This is a genomic window from Frondihabitans sp. 762G35 (assembly GCF_002074055.1).
GTDB lineage: Bacteria > Actinomycetota > Actinomycetes > Actinomycetales > Microbacteriaceae > Frondihabitans.
In genome coordinates, this window is record NZ_CP014619.1 from 155,693 (window position 1) to 173,189 (window position 17,497).

Annotated in this window: 20 protein-coding genes and 1 tRNA gene; 8 read left to right on the top strand and 13 right to left on the bottom strand. The window is 70.2% G+C overall.

Translation table 11 applies throughout. From position 1 onward, the window contains the following. The first annotated feature begins 26 nt into the window (after nucleotides 1-26). Nucleotides 27-572 carry an amino-acid N-acetyltransferase gene (locus tag AS850_RS00770; protein ID WP_119867398.1) on the top strand — a complete coding sequence of 182 codons (546 nt, stop codon included), beginning with the start codon at nucleotides 27-29 and terminating at the stop codon, nucleotides 570-572. Nucleotides 573-782: 210 nt separating this feature from the next. On the opposite strand, the gene AS850_RS00775 is transcribed toward AS850_RS00770, so the two are convergent. Further along, on the bottom strand, nucleotides 783-977 hold the full coding sequence (locus tag AS850_RS00775; protein ID WP_123955404.1) for a hypothetical protein: 195 nt from the start codon (nucleotides 975-977) through the stop codon (nucleotides 783-785). Between the two features lie 58 nt (nucleotides 978-1,035). On the opposite strand from AS850_RS00775, the gene AS850_RS00780 reads away from it, so the two are divergent. Both AS850_RS00780 and AS850_RS00785 read left to right on the top strand, forming a co-directional pair. Continuing rightward, the gene (locus tag AS850_RS00780) at nucleotides 1,036-1,353 is read left to right on the top strand and encodes a hypothetical protein (RefSeq protein WP_119867400.1); all 318 of its coding nucleotides are present in this window, start codon (nucleotides 1,036-1,038) and stop codon (nucleotides 1,351-1,353) included. Beyond that, nucleotides 1,353-1,736: a dehydrogenase gene (locus AS850_RS00785; protein ID WP_119867401.1), complete on the top strand. Its 384-nt coding sequence runs from the start codon at nucleotides 1,353-1,355 to the stop codon at nucleotides 1,734-1,736. Before AS850_RS00780 ends, AS850_RS00785 begins: the two co-directional genes overlap by 1 nt. A gap of 111 nt (nucleotides 1,737-1,847) precedes the next feature. On the opposite strand, the gene radA is transcribed toward AS850_RS00785, so the two are convergent. Further along, on the bottom strand, nucleotides 1,848-3,209 hold the full coding sequence (gene radA / locus AS850_RS00790) for a DNA repair protein RadA (protein ID WP_119867402.1): 1,362 nt from the start codon (nucleotides 3,207-3,209) through the stop codon (nucleotides 1,848-1,850). Nucleotides 3,210-3,290: 81 nt separating this feature from the next. Next, a complete protein-coding gene (locus AS850_RS16970; RefSeq protein ID WP_119867403.1) occupies nucleotides 3,291-4,178 on the bottom strand; it encodes an SGNH/GDSL hydrolase family protein in 888 nt (295 codons plus the stop codon). Nucleotides 4,179-4,281: 103 nt separating this feature from the next. Between AS850_RS16970 and AS850_RS00800 the strand changes: the two genes are divergently transcribed. Then, a tRNA-Ser gene (locus AS850_RS00800) sits at nucleotides 4,282-4,371 on the top strand. 69 nt (nucleotides 4,372-4,440) lie between these two features. Here AS850_RS00800 and katG read toward each other — a convergent pair. Further along, entirely contained in the window at nucleotides 4,441-6,762 is a 2,322-nt protein-coding gene (gene katG, locus AS850_RS00805; RefSeq protein WP_119867404.1) for a catalase/peroxidase HPI, read from the bottom strand. A gap of 264 nt (nucleotides 6,763-7,026) precedes the next feature. Between katG and AS850_RS00810 the strand changes: the two genes are divergently transcribed. Continuing rightward, nucleotides 7,027-7,212, top strand: a complete 186-nt coding sequence (locus tag AS850_RS00810; protein ID WP_119867405.1) for a hypothetical protein — start codon at nucleotides 7,027-7,029, stop codon at nucleotides 7,210-7,212. A 101-nt stretch (nucleotides 7,213-7,313) separates the two neighbouring features. Continuing rightward, a complete protein-coding gene (locus tag AS850_RS00815; RefSeq protein WP_119867406.1) occupies nucleotides 7,314-7,490 on the top strand; it encodes a CsbD family protein in 177 nt (58 codons plus the stop codon). 134 nt (nucleotides 7,491-7,624) lie between these two features. On the opposite strand, the gene AS850_RS00820 is transcribed toward AS850_RS00815, so the two are convergent. Beyond that, nucleotides 7,625-8,743, bottom strand: a complete 1,119-nt coding sequence (locus tag AS850_RS00820; RefSeq protein ID WP_119867407.1) for a Fic family protein — start codon at nucleotides 8,741-8,743, stop codon at nucleotides 7,625-7,627. 231 nt (nucleotides 8,744-8,974) lie between these two features. Here AS850_RS00820 and AS850_RS00825 point away from each other — a divergent pair, with 231 nt between their 5' ends. Further along, on the top strand, nucleotides 8,975-9,352 hold the full coding sequence (locus tag AS850_RS00825; RefSeq protein WP_123955405.1) for a hypothetical protein: 378 nt from the start codon (nucleotides 8,975-8,977) through the stop codon (nucleotides 9,350-9,352). A 69-nt stretch (nucleotides 9,353-9,421) separates the two neighbouring features. Here the strand turns inward: AS850_RS00825 and AS850_RS16190 are convergent, their stop codons facing one another. The 6 genes from AS850_RS16190 to AS850_RS00850 all read right to left on the bottom strand — a co-directional run bounded on the left by AS850_RS16190 (nucleotide 9,422) and on the right by AS850_RS00850 (nucleotide 13,889). Next, nucleotides 9,422-9,658: a hypothetical protein gene (locus tag AS850_RS16190; protein WP_123955406.1), complete on the bottom strand. Its 237-nt coding sequence runs from the start codon at nucleotides 9,656-9,658 to the stop codon at nucleotides 9,422-9,424. Between the two features lie 75 nt (nucleotides 9,659-9,733). Then, complete coding sequence (locus AS850_RS00830) at nucleotides 9,734-10,321, bottom strand: hypothetical protein (RefSeq protein WP_119867409.1); 588 nt, start codon at nucleotides 10,319-10,321, stop codon at nucleotides 9,734-9,736. Nucleotides 10,322-10,354: 33 nt separating this feature from the next. After that, complete coding sequence (locus AS850_RS00835; RefSeq protein ID WP_119867410.1) at nucleotides 10,355-10,621, bottom strand: CBU_0592 family membrane protein; 267 nt, start codon at nucleotides 10,619-10,621, stop codon at nucleotides 10,355-10,357. Nucleotides 10,622-10,697: 76 nt separating this feature from the next. Next, nucleotides 10,698-11,813 carry a Brp/Blh family beta-carotene 15,15'-dioxygenase gene (locus tag AS850_RS00840; RefSeq protein ID WP_119867411.1) on the bottom strand — a complete coding sequence of 372 codons (1,116 nt, stop codon included), beginning with the start codon at nucleotides 11,811-11,813 and terminating at the stop codon, nucleotides 10,698-10,700. Then, complete coding sequence (locus tag AS850_RS00845) at nucleotides 11,797-12,912, bottom strand: lycopene cyclase family protein (protein ID WP_236940787.1); 1,116 nt, start codon at nucleotides 12,910-12,912, stop codon at nucleotides 11,797-11,799. The genes AS850_RS00840 and AS850_RS00845 overlap by 17 nt, the downstream gene beginning before the upstream one ends. A 134-nt stretch (nucleotides 12,913-13,046) precedes the next feature. Continuing rightward, nucleotides 13,047-13,889 carry a bacteriorhodopsin gene (locus AS850_RS00850; protein ID WP_216819817.1) on the bottom strand — a complete coding sequence of 281 codons (843 nt, stop codon included), beginning with the start codon at nucleotides 13,887-13,889 and terminating at the stop codon, nucleotides 13,047-13,049. A 173-nt stretch (nucleotides 13,890-14,062) separates the two neighbouring features. Here AS850_RS00850 and AS850_RS00855 point away from each other — a divergent pair, with 173 nt between their 5' ends. Further along, nucleotides 14,063-14,512 carry a MarR family winged helix-turn-helix transcriptional regulator gene (locus tag AS850_RS00855; protein ID WP_119867413.1) on the top strand — a complete coding sequence of 150 codons (450 nt, stop codon included), beginning with the start codon at nucleotides 14,063-14,065 and terminating at the stop codon, nucleotides 14,510-14,512. A 40-nt stretch (nucleotides 14,513-14,552) separates the two neighbouring features. Here the strand turns inward: AS850_RS00855 and AS850_RS00860 are convergent, their stop codons facing one another. Next, nucleotides 14,553-15,998, bottom strand: a complete 1,446-nt coding sequence (locus tag AS850_RS00860; protein WP_119867414.1) for a purine-cytosine permease family protein — start codon at nucleotides 15,996-15,998, stop codon at nucleotides 14,553-14,555. Nucleotides 15,999-16,071: 73 nt separating this feature from the next. After that, nucleotides 16,072-17,487 carry an amidase gene (locus AS850_RS00865; RefSeq protein ID WP_164088350.1) on the bottom strand — a complete coding sequence of 472 codons (1,416 nt, stop codon included), beginning with the start codon at nucleotides 17,485-17,487 and terminating at the stop codon, nucleotides 16,072-16,074. Between the last annotated feature and the right edge of the window lie 10 nt (nucleotides 17,488-17,497).

Below are 17,497 nucleotides of genomic sequence, written 5' to 3' on the forward strand. Positions count from 1 at the left end.
AGCCGCGCCTCGCTAGGCTTGACGCCATGACTTCCCGGGCCGACGACTCCTCCGGCCGCAGCGACGGCTCCGGCATCAGCGTCCGCAAGGCGCTCGCGTCCGACGTGCCGCACATCCAGCGCCTGATCGAGCCCTACGTCGGCCGTCGCATCCTGCTCGGCAAAGACAACGTCACGCTCTACGGCAGCATCCAGCAGTTCCAGATCGCCACGGGCCCCGACGGCACGCCGATCGGCTGCGGCGCCCTCAATGTCTTCTGGGACGACCTGGCCGAGGTCCGCACCCTCGCGCTCGATCCGACCTGGATCCGCCACGGCGTCGGCCACCGGCTCCTCGAGGGGCTCGAGAACGACGCCAGGAGCCTCGGCATCGGCCGCATCTTCTGCCTCACCTTCGAGGTCGACTTCTTCACGAAGCACGGCTACCTCGAGATCGGCGAGTCCGTCGTGTCGCCGGAGGTCTACGCCGAGCTCGTCCGCTCCAGCGACGAGGGCGTAGCCGAGTTCCTCGACCTGGCGCGCGTCAAGCCGAACACGCTCGGCAACACACGGATGCTCAAGGTCCTGCCCTGACGGGTGGCATCGGGCCGGGCATCCTGCGAGCAGGCCCCCGTCTCGTCTGACGCGCCGCGGGCAAGCCGCTGATCTTCGCCGGCGCCGCTTAGCCTGGGCGCATGTCGTCGCTCAAGCACCCCGTCGGCCCGCAGCCGTCGCGCGTGTACTGGCGCCGCCGAGTGGTGGCGCTGGTGGCTCTGCTCGTCATCGTTCTGGTCATCGTGCTGATCACGACCGGGCGGGGCGCAGGATCCGCGGCTCCCGCCCCCGGCTCGTCGACCTCCCGGGCCGCCGCCCCGCGGCCTCCGCCGCCGCACCCGCTCCCGTCGTCTCGCCCTCGTCGACGCCGCGCGCCACCACGCCGGCTTCCACGGCTCCGTCGGCGTCGGCCGCGGACGGATCCTGCCCGGCCGACGCCATCACCCTGAAGCCCCGCGCCGACAAGAACAGCTACACCTCGCTCCAGCAGCCCCAGATCTCGATGTCGATCACGAACACCTCGACCTCGGACTGCACCATCGACCTCGGCTCGAGTCAGCAGGTGCTGACCATCACGAGCGGGGCCGAGACCTACTGGTCGTCGAAGGACTGCCAGGTGAACGGAACCCACCAGAACGTGAAGATCGCCGCCGGTCAGACCCTGACCACCCCCGCCATCGCCTGGGACCGCACCCGCTCGTCGGCCGCCACCTGCGACAAGACGCGCAGCTCGGTGCCGGCCGGCGGAGCGAGCTACCACCTGGAGGTCTCGGTCGGGTCGATCACCTCGTCCACGAGCGCGTTGATGGTGCTGAACTGATGGCCGCGTCGCAGCCGGTCTTCCGCTCCGAGCAGCTCGAAGAGGCCCTGGCCAAGCAGGACGTCGCGGCCGTCGCGTTCGCGCTCCGGCACGACGTCGTCGTGGTGCCTCGTCTCGTCACGGGCAAGAAGGACGACGAGCAGGTGCGGGTCTTCGGGCGGGAGAACACCGAGAAGCGCATCCTGCTGCTGTTCTCGTCGGCGGACGCCTACGCGCTCATGGTGCCGAACGAGAAGACGCGGCTCGTGATGCTCTACGACTCCTACAAGCTGCGCACGTTCATCGAGGCGCACCTGGACGTACTCGAGCAGGTGTTCTTCGATATCGCGGGGCCGCACACCATGGCCGCGAACCCGGAGGACCTGCTCAAGGCGCTGCGGTAGCTGCGGGGGCCCGGGGCTGCGTGGGCGTGGGAAACCGCGGTCTTCTGGGCATGCCCGGGCCGCTCCGCCCCCGATCCGACCGGAACGATCGCGTTCTCCGACGCGTCCCGCTCAGAACGCGGCGTCGAGCTCGCGGTCGCGGTCGGAGGTCGACGCGGCGAAGGCCCGCCGCAGGGCTTCGCGCAGGTGGCCGGACTCGGCGTCGACGAGCTGCGTGAACCCGAGCCTCCGGGCCTCCGACACGCGCTGCTTCGCGGAGGCGACGGGCCGGATCTCGCCCGCGAGGCTGATCTCGCCGACGGCCGCGAACGTGTGCGGGAACGACTTCTCGCGGCTGGCGGACGCGAGTGCGAGTGCGATGGCGAGGTCGGCGCCCGGCTCGGTGATCTTGATGCCGCCGACGGTGGAGACGTAGACGTCGGCGTCGCCGAGCCGGATGCCCGCCCGACGTTCGAGGACGGCGAGCAGCATCGCGACCCGGGAGGAGTCGACCCCGTTGACGACCCGCCGCGGCTGCGGTGCCGAGCTGGCCACGATGAGCGCCTGGATCTCGACCGGGAGCGCGCGGCGGCCCTCCATGGCGATCGTGATGCAGGTGCCGCTAACGGGCGCGCCCGAGCGGGACATGAAGAGGCCGGAGGGGTCGCTGACCTCGGCGATGCCGTCGCCCGTCATCTCGAAGCAGCCCACCTCGTCGGTCGGTCCGAAGCGGTTCTTGTGCGCGCGGACGAACCGGAGGGCGGTCTGCCGGTCGCCTTCGAACTGGCACACCACGTCGACCAGGTGCTCGAGCAGGCGCGGCCCGGCGATGCTGCCGTCTTTCGTCACGTGGCCGACGAGCAGGATGGGGAGGTTGCGGTTCTTGGACACGCGCACCAGGGTGGACGCCACCTCGCGCACCTGCGATGGCCCGCCTGCCATGCCGTCGCTGAGCGACGAGGAGACGGTCTGGACCGAGTCGACGATGACGAGCTGGGGGTTCGTCTGCTCGATCTGGCCGAGGATGACGGCGAGGTCGACCTCGGCCGCGAGGTAGAGGTTGGAGTGCATGGCGCCGGTGCGCTGGGCGCGGAGGCGCACCTGCGACGCGGACTCCTCGGCGGTGACGTAGAGCACTCGGGCGCCGGACTTCGCCGCCCGCGAGGCCACCTCGAGCAGCAGTGTCGACTTGCCGACGCCGGGCTCGCCGGAGAGCAGGATCGCGGCCCCCGGCACGATGCCGCCACCGAGCACGCGGTCGAATTCGTCGATACCGCTCGGCCAGTGCGCGACGCTGTCGGCCTCGATCTCGGTGATGGGCCGAGCGGCCCGGTCAGCGCTGACGGCGATCGGAGCCACGCCCCGCCCGCTCGCGGTGACCTCGGCGGCGTCGACGACGGTGCCCCAGCTCTGGCATTCCGCGCAGCGGCCGACCCACTTGATGGAGGTCCAGCCGCACTCGGTGCAGCGGTAGGAGGAGGTGACGCGTGCCATGGGCTCAGCCTAGGCGGGGCCACCGACAGAGGGCCTCGGCCGGGGGTCAGCGCCGACGGTTCCGCGGGGAAGCGCCGGCGGTCAGCGCCGGCGGTCGGGCAGTGGGATGGAGTCGGTGTCCTGGCGGGACAGGGCGGAGGCGGCGGTGTGGGCGCGATCCGCGACTCCTGCGGCCACCGAGGTCTCCCGCCGCGAGGCGGTGACGTCGGAGGCGGCACGCTCGGCCGCGATGCGGGCGAGTCGGGCCTCGACGGCCGGGTAGAAGGCCGACGCCCAGACCCGGTAACCGCGGTCGTTGGGGTGGAAGAGGTCTTTGGCGGTGTTCCGGTAGGTGCCGATGTAGCCCTGCCGCCGCGTCGTCGCGTAGAGCGGGGCGACGGCGAGGCCGAGCTCGTCGGCGACCCGGCGCACGATGGCGTTGGCCGAGGCGACCTTCTTCTCGGACTCCGGCAGCAGCATGAACGGCAGGTCCGCCACGATGGCGTGCTTCGGCAGGGCCCCGTAGATGGAGCGGATGTTCTTCTCGAAGCCGACGGGGTCGAAGTCGCCGATGTCGTTGGCGCCGATGGCGACGGTCATCACGTCGGCCTCGTGGCTTCCGAGCTTCGGGACCTGGTCTACCTTGCACCGGTACGTCGTGGAGCCGCTGATGCTCAGGTTGACGGTGCCGACCGTGCCGTGGGTGGAGCGCCGGATGTGGGCGGCGATCCGCCCCACGTAGCTGCCACCCGGGCTGCTGGCGCCGATGCCCTGCGCGGCCGAGTCGCCGAGGGCGACGTAGGTGAGGGAGCCGTCCTGGCCGAACCGGTCGCGCCACCACTTCGAATGCACCGGCAGGAGGCTGTTCAGCGCGTCGGCCGCCGCCTCCCGCTTCGCCATGAAGCGCCGCCAGAAGGCGTAGCCGCCCGCTGCGGCGGCGGCGGTCCCGCCCAGCCCGGCGAGGATCCCGAAGGCCGATCTCGTACTCATCCCCGCACGATACGCCGGCTGTTTTCGATTTCGATGAGCGCAGGATCGGGTCCCGCCGTGAGCGCGTTCCGTCGCGGCTCCGAGATGTACTAAACTCTCTCCCGGTACCGTGTCCGAGCGGCCGAAGGATCATGTCTCGAAAACATGTGTGGGGGAGACTCCACCGTGGGTTCAAATCCCACCGGTACCGCCACAGAAAACCCCCGCCGAAGCGGGGGTTTTCTTCATTGCGTGGTCGGTCGCCCAAGGCGCGACCTCCGGGTCAGGCGGCCATCGCTCCGTAGCGCTTGTGGCCCTTGACGTCGTAGCGGTCGAGCATCATGACCTTCGACCAGACCTGGATGAAGTCACGCACGAACCGCTCCTGCCCGTCGCTGCCCGCGTAGGCGTCCGCGATCGATCGGAGTTGTGCGTTCGAGCCGAAGACGAGGTCGTTGCGGGAGGCGTGCCAGCGCGCCTCGCCGGTGGCCTGGATCCTGCCGGTGAAGGTCGACGCGGTCTCGTCGTCCTTCGTCCACACCAGGTCGGTGTCGGTCAGGTTCACGAAGAAGTCCGTCGTCAGGACCCCGACGCGATCCGTGAGCACGCCCACGTCGGACCCGTCCCAGTTGGCGCCGAGCACGCGCAGCCCGGCGGTCAGCACGGTCCACTCCGGGGCGGTGAGCGTGAACAGGTTGGCCTTGTCGAGGAACGCCGCCTCGGGCGCGACGCCCGGAGCGAACTGGTCGAAGCGCTCGGACACGAAGTTGCGGAAGCCGTCGGCGACGGGGCGCAGCCACTCGAACATCTCGATGTCGGTGAGTTCCTGCGTGGTGTCGACGCGGCCCGGCGTGAACGGGACGTCGGCGTCGGATCCTGCAGCCTGCGCCGCCTGCGCCGCCTGCTCCACCGCGGCGGTGCCGGCGAGGACGATCAGGTCGGCGAGAGAGACCTGTCGCCCGCCCGACGACGCCGCGAAAGTCGCCTGCACGTTCCGCAGCGCGTCGATCACCGGGACCGTGCGTCGGTTGACGGCCCAGTCCTTCTGTGGCGACAGGGCGAGGCGGCCACCGTTCGCGCCGCCGCGCTTGTCGCTGTCACGGTAGGTGGACGCGGCCGAGAACGCCGTGAACACGAGGTCGGAGACGGACAGCCCTGTCTCGAGGACGGCCTTCTTGAGGCTCGCGACGTCGGCCTCGTCGAGCGTGGCTCCTGCGGACTCCGGGAGCGGATCCTGCCAGAGCAGGTCGTCGGCGATGGTGACCTCCGGGCCGAGGTACCGGTGCTTCGGCCCCATGTCGCGGTGCGTGAGCTTGTACCAGGCCTTCGAGAACGCGAGGGTGAACAGGTCGAAGTCGGCCAGGAACCGCTCGCACACGGCCCGGTACTCCGGGTCGACCTTGAGGGCGATGTCCGAGGTCATCATCATGAGCGGGTTCATCTGACCGGGCACGTGGGCGTCCGGGGTCTTCGGCGCGTTCGGGTCGGTGGGGGTCCACTGGAGAGCGCCGGCCGGGCTTTTCGTCTGCTCGTAGTCGTAGGCGAACAGGTTCTCGAGGTAGGTGTTGTCCCACTGCGTCGGGTTCGGCGTCCAGCTGCCCTCGATGCCGTTCGTCGAGGTGTTCTCTGCGTTGCCGCTGCCGACGGGGTTGTGCCAGCCGAGGCCCATCGATTCGATCGGGGCCAGCTCGGGCGAGGGTCCGATGTCGGAGGCGGGCACCTGGCCGTGGCTCTTGCCGAACGCGTGGCCACCGGCGATCAGCGCCACCGTCTCCTCGTCGTTCATCGCCATCCGCGTGAACGTGATGCGGATGTCGCGGGCCGAACCCATCGGGTCGCCGTTGGCGTAGGGCCCCTCGGGGTTGACGTAGATGAGTGCCTGGTGCGAGGCGGCCAGCGGGCTCTGCAGGTCGTAGTCCGCGTCGCCGTTCTGGCCGTGCCAGCGCTCGTCGCGGCTCACCATCTCGTCGGGGCTCTCGACGGCGTGGGGGTTCCAGACCTCGGGGCCCCACCACGTGCCGTCGTCGGGCTCCCACGCGTCGAGTCGTCCGCCGCCGAAGCCGTACGTCGGCAGGCCCATCAGTTCGAGGGAGCAGTTGCCGGTGAGGACCATCAGGTCGGCCCAGGACAGCGCGTTGCCGTACTTGTGCTTGATCGGCTGCAGGAGCCGGCGTGACTTGTCGGTGTTGCCGTTGTCCCACCAGCTGCCGATCGGTGCGAACCGCTGCATCGCGGTCCCCGCTCCACCGCGGCCGTCGGCGATGCGGTACGTGCCGGCCGCGTGCCAGGCCATACGGATCATCTGCGGGCCGTAGTTGCCGTAGTCGGCCGGCCACCAGTCGACGGAGGTGGTCAGCAGGGCCTTGATGTCTGCCTTGAGGGCTTCGAGGTCGATCGTGGCGAAGGCCGCCGCGTAGTCGAAGTCCGCGCCGAGCGGATCGGCGCCGACGCCGTTCCGGTGCAGGAGCTCGACCTTCAGCCGCTGCGGGTACCAGCTGTCGAGGCTCGGCGCCTGACCGAAGGTTCCGCCGAGGTGGTCACCACCGGCCGGCAGGTCGCCGGCCATGTGGAAGCTGCAGGTGTTCGTCTGGTCGTCCGTGCTCATCGATGCTCCTTGCGTGGTCGAGCTGGAAGGAAAAGCGACGGCGGAGTCCGACGGTGGTGTGGTGTGGTGCGGTTCGGCTCCGGCGCTCCCCTTAAGTACTACGCCCCAGCATCGTCGGGTCGACGGGGAGCAACATAGGAAGACCGTGATGAAGCGGGGAGAACGGGGGACGGCGTTCCCAGGATCGGCGTCACCGTCGCGACGGATCATGCTGCTTCGGCGTCGGACGCCCACCGGGCCGAGGAAGCGCGTACGCTCCGCGGCATGACCTACAGCCAGCCCGACCCAGCCGAAGAGACCACCGCCGACATCGAGCCTCAGCAGCCCGACACCGACCCGAACGAGAACGCCTCGAAGGGCGATGCCGAGACCCAGACCGACGTCCAGAGCGAGGACGTGCCCACCGGTCGCGACACGACCGACGACACCGAGGGCGGCGGAACGGCGTAGTCGACTTCTCCCTCGTTCCTGGCAGGGCGCCCATCCGCCCGCGCCTACCATCGTCCGAAAGCCGGGAGCAGTCGGCATCCGCTTTCGAGAAAGGAGCGACCATGTCGCTTGGAGACAAGGCAAAGGACGTCACCCAGAAGGTCGCCGGAAAGGCCGAGGAGTTCGTCGGGAAGAAGACCGACGACGCCGAGCTCACCGAGCAGGGCCGGTTCGACCAGGCCAAGAGCGAGGACCGTCTCGCGACGGAGCACGCCAAGGACGCCGCCGAGGGCAAGTAGCCTCGGCGCCCCCAGGATCACGGAAGGCCCCCTTCACCCGCGCGGGTGGCGGGGGTCTTCTCGTTCGATCGGCCCCGCGCCCGACGGCGCGGTTCGCGGCGCATCCGCTCCGGGCAAGGGGTTCGTGGCGAGGCTCAGGCTTCGCGGAGCCTCGTGATGCGCTCTCGGATCCTGCCGTCGAGATCCTCGAACTCATCGAGGATGTCCATCGCCGCGTAGGTCCGGCCCCGGACACGCTCGGTGACTGCCTCGACCACGTGATGCTCGGTGAGCGTCTCGACGGCACGGTAGGCGCTGCGCTCCGCGATGCCCGTCGCCGCGGCGAGCTGCTCGACCGTGAACACGGGCAGTGCCAGCAGCGCCGGCAGGATCCGGTCGGCCGCGCTCTCGGCGCGAGGTCTCAGCTGGTGGCGCCAGGCGTCCTCGTAGGCGCCGAAGGCGCGGGCGGTGCCTCGTGCCTCACGGGCGGCGACTTCGACGCTGAGAGCGAGGTCGGTGATGATGGGCAGAGCATCGCCCGAGCGGTACGAGGTCAGCAGGGAGAAGTAGTGCCCGGTGTCTGCGGCCAGGGCGCTGGCGACCGGAAGCACGGTGTGCGGCGTCACGCCTCGACGCCGGAGGATCGCACCGATCAGAGCGCGTCCGATGCGACCGTTGCCGTCCGTGAAAGGGTGGATGCTCTCGAAGTGAGCGTGCGCGATCGCCGCCTGCGTGATCGGCTCGACATCGTCACGGTTCGCGAAGGTGATGAGGTCGTCGAGGGAGCCGGCGACCGTCTCCGGCGGTGGCGGAACGTAGATCGCGTTCCTCGGCGAATGCGCGGAGCCGCCGATCCAGTTCTGCATGTCGCGCAGCCGGCCGGCGTAGCGCCGCTCCGCAGGATCGGGGTCGGTCCGCATCAGCGCCTCGTGCGCGGCCAGGATCTCCTCCATCCTGATCGAGTCGCTCGACGCGTCGATCAGCCGCGTGATCGCTGCTCCGGCTGCCACCATCGACGTGGCGGAGGTGTTCTCCTTCAGACCGCCGATCGCCCGGGCGAATGCGAGGGGTGTCGCCTCGACATGTTCGATCCGGCTCGACGCGACCGACTCCATCCTGATCAGGAATCCCGCCAGCGGGCTCAGGACACCGTCGGCCACACTCTCGAGATCGGTCGCCTCGAAGCGCGCTCGGGCGAGGTCGCGTTCCGATGCGGTGGGAGGAATGAGGGTCGCGATCATCGGCGGCAGGGACACCCGGACCTGGGTCAGCATCCGATCATCTCGGTTACCGCGACGCCCTGTGCTGACCCAGGGCACGATTCGCGTGTCGTGGGGTGGCCAGGTCAGCACGTCGTCTCCTCATGTCACTAGTGATGCCAATGTTGACACTTGGTGTCGATAAGTGTCAACACACGAACCATTTTCGCCATCGCCCACGCGGACGGCGGGAAGTCGTAGAGTTCGACCATGATCACGCGGGGGCGAAAATCGAGGCTGGCGAGGGTGGCAGTGGCCGCAGCCGCTCTGGCCGCAGCGCTGAGCGGCTGCACCGGCGACCAGAATCCGGGACTCCCGTCGGGCTTCCCCGCGACCGTGCCGTTGCACGAGGGCGCCGTCTCGAACGCGAAGACCCAGGGGGCCGGTGCGCAGCGGACGTGGTCGTTCGACGTGAAGGTGCCCGGGACGGCCCTCCAGGACATCGAGCACCAGCTCGACCAGGACCACTGGGAGTTCGAGATTACGCAGGCCGACGGTCTGGTCGACGCTCACCTGACCGCCGACGACGGCACCTACGTGATGGACCTCGCTGTCTCCGGCTCCGCCGGGCGTGCCCACTACGACGTCCGACGCGGCACGCAGCGGCTGGCGCCGCCCAAGTAGGCGTCGTCGGTCGTCGCTCTCCCGGCTGAGAGTATTCGGATCCAGGGTGTCGCCCGCGGTGCCCGACGGCTACATCGGCTCGGCCTCACGCAGGATCGAGACCGGCACCACCTCCGAGCACGGGTCCGCCTGCCGCTCTTCGTGCTCGATCTCGAAGAGGCATTCGCCGCAGGAGGCAGGGTCCGGACTCTCCGCCCAGCCCGGATGCTCGAGCCAGGGATGGTTGCAGGCGTCGCAGCCCCGCCGGAGAACCGCGCGTTGCCGCCGTCCCTCGGATCGAGTTCGTCCCACGACGTGCCTGTTCATCCAGTGGAGTGTACGTCGCGACACTCCTGCGGCGACTCTAGTCGCCGCTTCCACGGCCGTTTCCGGGAAGAATAGTCAGCTCCGTCGCCATGGCGAGATCGCCTCGAACGCCGTCGCGACGAACGTGGCCCGCAAGTCGTCTGCGTTTTCCGCCTCCAGGGTGATCGGAAGCGGGATTAAACCCGCGGTGTCGAGTTCCACAGGAAGGGCCACCTGCTCCGCATCGGCCGCGGCCGGTCCGGTCCCCGGCCGGTCGCTCCACCGCACGACGGTCTCCGCCCAGGACCGCTCGAGGAACGGCGCGGCCGCCGCCATCACCTGCGCCAGCGTGCAGAGGTAGAACTCCATGTCCTGCTCGAGGTTGAGAATGTCGTCCGGCGACCAGTCCCCCGTCGTGGCCGAAGAACGGCGCACGGAGCCCTCGAATCGAGAGCGGGTCTTCTCCGGATCGTCGTCGCCCTCGCTCAGCGGCCGGGCAGGATCGACGACCTCGGCCCACGCGCGGGCAGCCCCGTCGACGCTGCTGAGTTCGAGGCGTCCCGTGAAGGTGCCGTCGTGACGGAAGACCATCCGCTCGCGCACCCGGTCCAGCTGGTGATACGTCTCGAGCGAGACGAGCGGCGGCCACGGGAGGACGAAGACGTACGACTCGACGGCGGCCATGCCCCAGTGTGACGGATCGCACCGGCCGCGCGGTCAGCGCTCGCCGGGCATCCTGCCCCGAGCCGCAGCGCGCCGCCGCAGCACCGCGACCAGCCCGATCGCCGAGACGATCGCCCACACACCCTCGAGGAGCAGGAATCCCCACTGCTGCTCGAACACGGCATCGACCGCCAGGATGCCCGACCCCACCGTGTTCAGCACGAGGTACTTCACCGACCTGAGGTCGAGGACGCCCCACTGGGCCAGCGCGAAGCCGGCGAGAACGAGAAGCGAACCGATGATCTGCACGGCGATGCCCATGACGAACCTCCTGAAGCACCGTCGTCGCACCGGGTACGCTGCCGCTCGTCCGGAGGCCACCGGGTCCGCTGGCCGCTCACGACGTTAGCGATCCGGACTGCGCGGACTCTGTGCACGGCCCGGCACCGGGGGCGGCGGACGGGACGACGCCCGGCACCCGCCGCCAGACGCCCTGACGCCGGTCCATCACCGCCACCACGACCACGTGCGGCAGGGTCAGCGCGGAGATGAGCACGAGGTAGAGCCCGAGCAGCGAGCCCGCACTGGTGCCCGAGCGCGGCAGGACGACGAACAGGCCGATGAGCAGGGCCAGCGCTCCGAGGGTCAGGGGTGCCGCCTCGCGCGAGAAGCCGACGACGACCCGGCCGAACCGCCCGGCCTCGGCGGCGGGCCGGAGAGCGGGGTCGAGGAGCGCCAGGCGGACGACGTGCCGCAGCGAGTGCCACAGGGCGAAGTAGAGGCCGATCGCGAGCACCGGCGGCACGACGGCGAAGAACGCGGCGAGGAGCACCACCTCGCAGACCTCGCCGCGCACGAGGCGTCGGCCCTCGGCCGTGCCGCGGCTCAGGTGCGCCAGTGCTCCGAGGGCGATCACGCCGAGGAGCACCAGTGCTCCTGCGAGCCCGATGCGGAAGCCCGGCGAAAGCAGGATCGACGCCGCCGGCGCCCCCTGCCGACCGCCGACCGCGGTCGTGTCGCCTCTCACGCCGAGGTAGACGCTCGGGAACGCGACGAGCGGCACGAGCATCGGAAGGGCCCCGCGGAGCAGCAGGATGCCCCACCGGATGCCGCGCGAGATGGCGGGTCCGCCCCGCGCGAGCAGCACGAAGAGGTCGCCCTGGCCCCAGTGCAGCAGGGTGGTGGCGATGAACACGGCGAAGGCGACAGCGGGGGCGACGGCCCAGAGGGCGGCGACGGCGGCGCCGAGCACGAAGTAGAGCAGGACGACGAGGCCGATCGAGCGGGCGTCGGGGCGTCGGCCCGCGAGCCGCGCGGGCACGAGGTGGTCGAGGGCGCCGTGGGGCAGGCCGAGGATCACGAGTCCGAGGGCGAAGGGGGCGTACTGGAGGAGGGGCGAAATGCGCACTCCGGCGAGGCAGACGACGGTGACCACCAGGAGGACGGCGTCGACGGGCAGGAAGAGCCTCCTCCTGGCCGCGCGCCAGACGCCGGCGTCAGCGTCGGTGCCCACGACGACTCCTCGCGGCCAGCTCGCGGAACGCCGTCGCGAGGAACCAGCCCTTGGGCAGCGCCACGACGAGACGGAGGTGGTCGAGCACCGTGCTCTGTTCGGACAGGAAGCGGATCAGGGCGTCCGGCCGCACCCGCGCGAACATCAGGTGGAAGACGCGGGGACCGCGCTCGGGGTGCTCGGCGAGGAAGCGCAGGAAGATCGAGTCGAGCAGGGGGCGACGGGCGACGGTGTCCGCGGGGCCGTCGGAGCCGGCCGCGAGGGCTCGGGCCAGATCGCGACTGCTCCGCTGGATGCGCAGGAACGTGTAGCCGGTGCTCGGCCGGGTCGCTCCTGCGAGCGTCCCCAGCGTCGTGACGCCCGGTCGGGGTCGGCGCGCGAAGAGGTGGTCCGTCATCGGGATGCAGCCGCGCTCCTCGGAGACGATCTCGTACTCGTCGGGTCCGAGGCCGAAACGCTCTCGCAGGTGGTCGCTCAGGTTCCGGCGGTGGTCGTCGTCGGTCAGCGCAGGATCCGAGAGGGAGACGTCCTCCACCAGCGCCTCGAACGGCGACAGCGGCAGGACGTAGACGAAGCGGAGCCCCGCCGACTGGTCGACGTCGAAGTCCATCAGGGTGCACTCGCTCGGGTCGAACACGGGCCGCGAGGCGCGCAGGTGGAGGCCGACGAAGTGCTGAGGGAGCCACGTCGAGGTCTGGCGGGCCGCCTCGAGCTCCGCCGAGCCCGGGCGGAGACCCCGGCTGTCGACGACGCGCCGCGCCTCGATCGACCCGTCGCCGACGGAGATCGCGAGGTGGTCGCCCACCGTGGTGATGTCACCGGCGGCCGCCCCGAGCAAGATCTCGACCCGCCCCGACGCCGCCAGGGAGTCGAGGGCGAAGCGGTAGAAGTCGTTGGCCGACAGGCAGCGGTAGGGCGTCGCGCTCGCCGTGGCCCGCGCGGTTCCGTCCGTGCTCCTGACCGACCAGGTCTCCCACGTCGCCCGGGCCAGGTGCGTGAAGGGCGTCGGCTCGACGTCCCAGAAGCACCAGGTCCGGTCGTCCTCGTAGTCGGTGCGCGCGTCGACCAGCAGGATGCGGCCGGCGACTCCCTCGGACACGAGCGCGAGTCCGAGGGAGAGGCCGGCGCATCCGGCGCCGAGGATGACGACGTCGTAGACGCTGGCCGAGGCCGCGTCGATCCGGAGCGAGTCGGGGACGTCGACGACGGCCCCGCGGGGGAGCGGCGTGGGGATCAGGACCGCTCGGCGACGGGTCGGCGCTCCGCGAGGTGCTCCCGCTCCGCGAGCGAGGTCTCCGTCTCGGCGAACGTCCGGTCGTCGTCGTACGACTTGATCTTCGCGACCTGGAAGATGATCAGCGCGTAGACGGCCTTCGCGACGATGTCGGCGATCGAGTAGCCGACCTGCTTGTAGACCCAGGCGTCGGATCCTGCGATGTTGAGCAGCGGCAGGAGGTACGCGATCGGGTAGACGCCCCAGCTCAGCAGCAGGAGGAAGCGGAGTCGACCGAGCGTGCCGCGGACGCCCGCGGGCTGGTTCTCGAGCGACTTGCTGAGCTGCGTGAAGAGGACGAACAGGATGTAGGCGAACGGGATGGTCGACAGGATGCCGAAGATGCCGCGGATGCCGTTGTCGCCGCTGATCTCACCCGGGTAGCCGAGGGCGATCATGAGACCGGCCGCGGGGACGAGGCGGATGAGGAGCTTCGACTGCACCTTGCGGGCGAGGGCGAGCACGGCGACGAGCTCGACGAGAAGCAGCGGGACGGTGAGCAGCCAGTCGACGTAGCGGTAGCCCTCGTTGAACGAGGCCCCGACCGCCTGCGAGTAGGTGCCGGTGCCTCCGACGGACTTCGTCACGAACGCCGCCTTGAACGAGTCGAAGATGCGGAAGTAGTGGTAGGCCGCGATCCCGCAGACGATGATCGCCACCGTGATCGCCTGGCGGTAGCGAGCCAGGATGCGAGGAAGCGAGATCAGCAGGAACACCGCCGTGAAGAGCTGCGAGGCGATGACCAGCGACAGGAAGTTGTAGACGGTGTCGTATTGACCGTGGGAAAGCGATTCCGGAATCACGATGTCCTCCAGTGGACGGCGGATCGAGGCGGGATGTCTCGAAGACGGCGATAGTTGTTGAGAGGCTAAACCGTTCACGAAGTGAATGACAAGGTGGTCGTTGAAAAGTTGTCCGTGTACTATCTCGGCGTGAAGCAATCTGGGGTGGCTCCGACGACACGACGAGGCCCCCGATGACGCCCACAGACCCCGACCGGCACGTCCTGAACGGCTTCCCCGAGAAGGCCCTGGGCTTCTTCCGGGCGGTGGAGCGGAGTCGGCGCCGGGTCGCATCCGACCACGGCCTCTCGGAGATCGAACTCCGCGCGCTCTTCCGCATCGGCGCCGAGGGCACGATCACCCCCAAGGAGCTGGCCGACGACCTCGGTCTCACGAAGGGCGCCATCACCGGCGTCTCCACGCGACTCGTCGAGGCCGGTCACGTGAGGCGCGTCGACCACCCCCACGATCGGCGCCGCCTCCACCTGGCGCTCACGGAGGCAGGTCACGTGACGGTCGGGGCGATGCACGTGGAGTTCCGGGAGATGCTCTCGACGGCGGGCACAGAGCTCACGGATGCCGAGCTGGAGAGCGCCGGCGCGGTCCTGTCCGCGCTGAGCGCGCGCATCCTCGCGAATCCCTGAGCGCCGCCGGCGGTCGGCGGGTCGCCCCGCGTTCAGCGGGTCAGTCGTCGACCGCGCCCTCGAGCTCGAGCTGGCTCGACCGCCTCGCGGCCTCCTCCTCGGTGTGGTCGATGCCGCGGGAGAACACGAAGTAGAGGAGGCCCGCGACGACGAGTCCGACGACGAAGGAGAAGTCGGCCCCGCCGAGAGCCTCGGCGATCGGCCCCGTGAACAGGCCCGGGAGCGAGAAGAAGGGGATCATCGCGACGAAACCGACCCCGTAGGCGACGAGGCCGCGCCACGACCAGCGCCGGTAGATCCCGTGCGGGTTGAAGATCTCGGTGATGGCGTAGTGTCCGTGGCGCACGGCGTAGAAGTCGACGAGGTTGACGCTGGTCCACGGGATGAGGAAGTAGAGCATCAGCAGGACGAAGTTGTTGAAGCTGCCGAGGTAGTCGGCCGGGATGAGCAGGGCGACGACGACGGTCACGATCCCGACGACGGTCAGTCCGACGACGCGCGTGCGGACGGTCGCCTTCACGCTGCGGAACGCGTCGAGACCGCTCACGCTCGTCAGCATGGCGCCGTACGCGTTGACGCCCATGATCGAGATGAGGGCGAGCGTGGAGATGAGGATCACGATCGTGCCGAAGCCGGGGAACAGGTTGTCGCCCACCTGCTTGAGCGATCCGATCGCGTCGACCTTCGGGATGCGGGTGGCGAGGAGCGAGCCGAGCCCCATGAGCCAGACCGCGGATCCGGCCGCCCCCAGGTAGGTGAAGAAGATCAGCTTCGGAGCGGACGACTTCGGGGGGAGGTAGCGGGAGTAGTCGGAGACGTAGACGGCGTAGCTGATGTTGTAGCCGGCGGCGAGAGAGAACTGGACGAGGAAGGCCGTGAGATCGAAGCCCCCCGCGTGCCCCGCGGCGGGTGCCGGCAGGGTGGTGAACGCCAGGACGGTCGTGATCGCGAAGGCCGCGACGAGAAGGTAGGTCAGCCAGCGCTGGACGAAGTGGAGGAGGTCGTGTCCGACGACGGCGATGACGATCGACAGGGCCGTCAGCAGGGGGTACCAGATCCAGGTGACCCCGGGGAGCACGAGGCCGAGGCCCTGGGTCGCGAGGATCACGTCGAAGACCATGAAGCCGATGTAGACGAACACCGTCGCGAGGAAAGGCACGATCACCCCGCGACTGCCGAACTGGGCGCGCGACTGGATCATCTGGGGCAGGCCCATCCGCGGACCCTGGTTCGCGTGGAAGGCCATGAAGAAGGTTCCGAACAGGGCCCCGAGGACGATCGCGAGGAACGAGGATCCGGCCGAGAGCCCGAGCTCCGGGCCCAGGAAGCCGATCACCATCGTCGGCAGGACGAAGTTGCCCGTGAACCAGAACGGCGCCTGGTGCCAGACCTTGCCGCGGCGCTCCGACCACGGGACGTAGTCGATCGAGTGCTGCTCGATGACGGATCCGGCGGCGCTGCCGGAGGCGGGGGTGGAGGGGGACATCGACTTCTCCTCGTTCGCTTCGAGTGATCTTCTGGGAGTGGTCTGCTGGAAGGGGTCTGCTGGGGCGGCCGGATCAGCCGAACGCCGGGTAGCCGGGGGCGCTCGCGGGCCACGGCCGGGCGCTCTCCCACCGGGCCGCAACGTCGAGGAGGGCCAGGTCGGCCCACCGGGGAGCCGTCACCTGGAGGCCGAAGGGCATCCCGTCGTCGAGGGGACCGGCGGGGAGCGACACGGCGGGGAGGCCGGTGAGGTTCTGGACGGCGGTCGAGTACACCTCGGGGACGAGGAGACCTCCGGCATCGTCGCCGAGGCGGCCGTCCGCGGTGAGGCCGGTCACGGCGAGCGTGGGTGTCACGAGGACGGCGTCGTCCGCGAGCAGGGCGTCGAGCCGCGCCACGGTGTCGAACCGGCGGCGGCGCGCGGCGAGGTAGGCGTCGATGCCGATGCCGAGGCCGTACTCGAGGAACTCCCGCGCGCTCGGGTGGAGCGAGGCGGCGTCGCGTTCGATGCGCTCGCGACCGAGAGCTGCGACGTGCTCGGCGGCCGCGAGCACGAACCAGTCCTCGTCGGGACTCGCTCCGGGGAAGAAGTCTCCGGCGGCACGCTCCTCGATCGGGATCCCGAGTGTCGACGCCAGACGCTCCGCTCCCTCGTGGAAGGCCTCCGCCACGGCGGGGTCGAGCGGCCCGAGGTCATCGGTCCGCTCGGCCACGATCAGGCGGGACGGTGCGGGACGAGGTCGCAGGCGCTCGGGCGACGCGGTCGGATCGCCCGCGACCGGGCCGGCGACGACGTCGAGCAGGAGCCGCAGGTCGTCGACCGAGGTCGCCATCAGCCCGTCGGTCGACAGGTCGATCCAGTCGGGGACCGTGCGCCGTCCGATGACGCCGTTCGTCGGCTTGAAGCCGAGGAGCCCGGTCAGGCCGGCGGGGATCCGCACGGACCCTCCGCCGTCGGTCCCGGTGGCGATCGGGACGAGCCCCGCGGCGAGGGCCGCCGCCGACCCGCCGCTCGAGCCGCCGGGCGAGCGCTCCGGATTCCACGGGTTGCGCGTCGCCCCGGAGAGGAGGTTGTCGGTGAAGCCCTCGATGCAGAACTCGGGGACGTTCGTCTTGCCGATCGGGACGGCGCCGGCCCCGCGGATCCTGCCCGCCACGAGCCCGTCGCCCGTCGCGGGCGGGGCGCCCTCGAACCAGCGGGAGCCGTGCCGGGTCGGGAGGCCGCGGAGGTCGTCGTTGTCCTTGACGAGGAAGGGAAGACCCAGGAGCGGCCCGGAGGTCTCGCCGTGCGCGATCGCGTCGTCGAGGGCGTCGGCCTCGCGGCGGGCCTCCTCGGCGCGCAGGGCGACGACCGCTCCGAGAGCGGCGTGCTCCTCGATCCGGTCCAGGGCGCGCTCGACCAGGTCGCGGGCCGTGACCCGTCCGGCGCGCACATCGGAGGAGAGCCGTCGGAGGAGGCCGGGCGGGGCTGCGGGGGACGTCGTCGTCACGGGGCGGTGC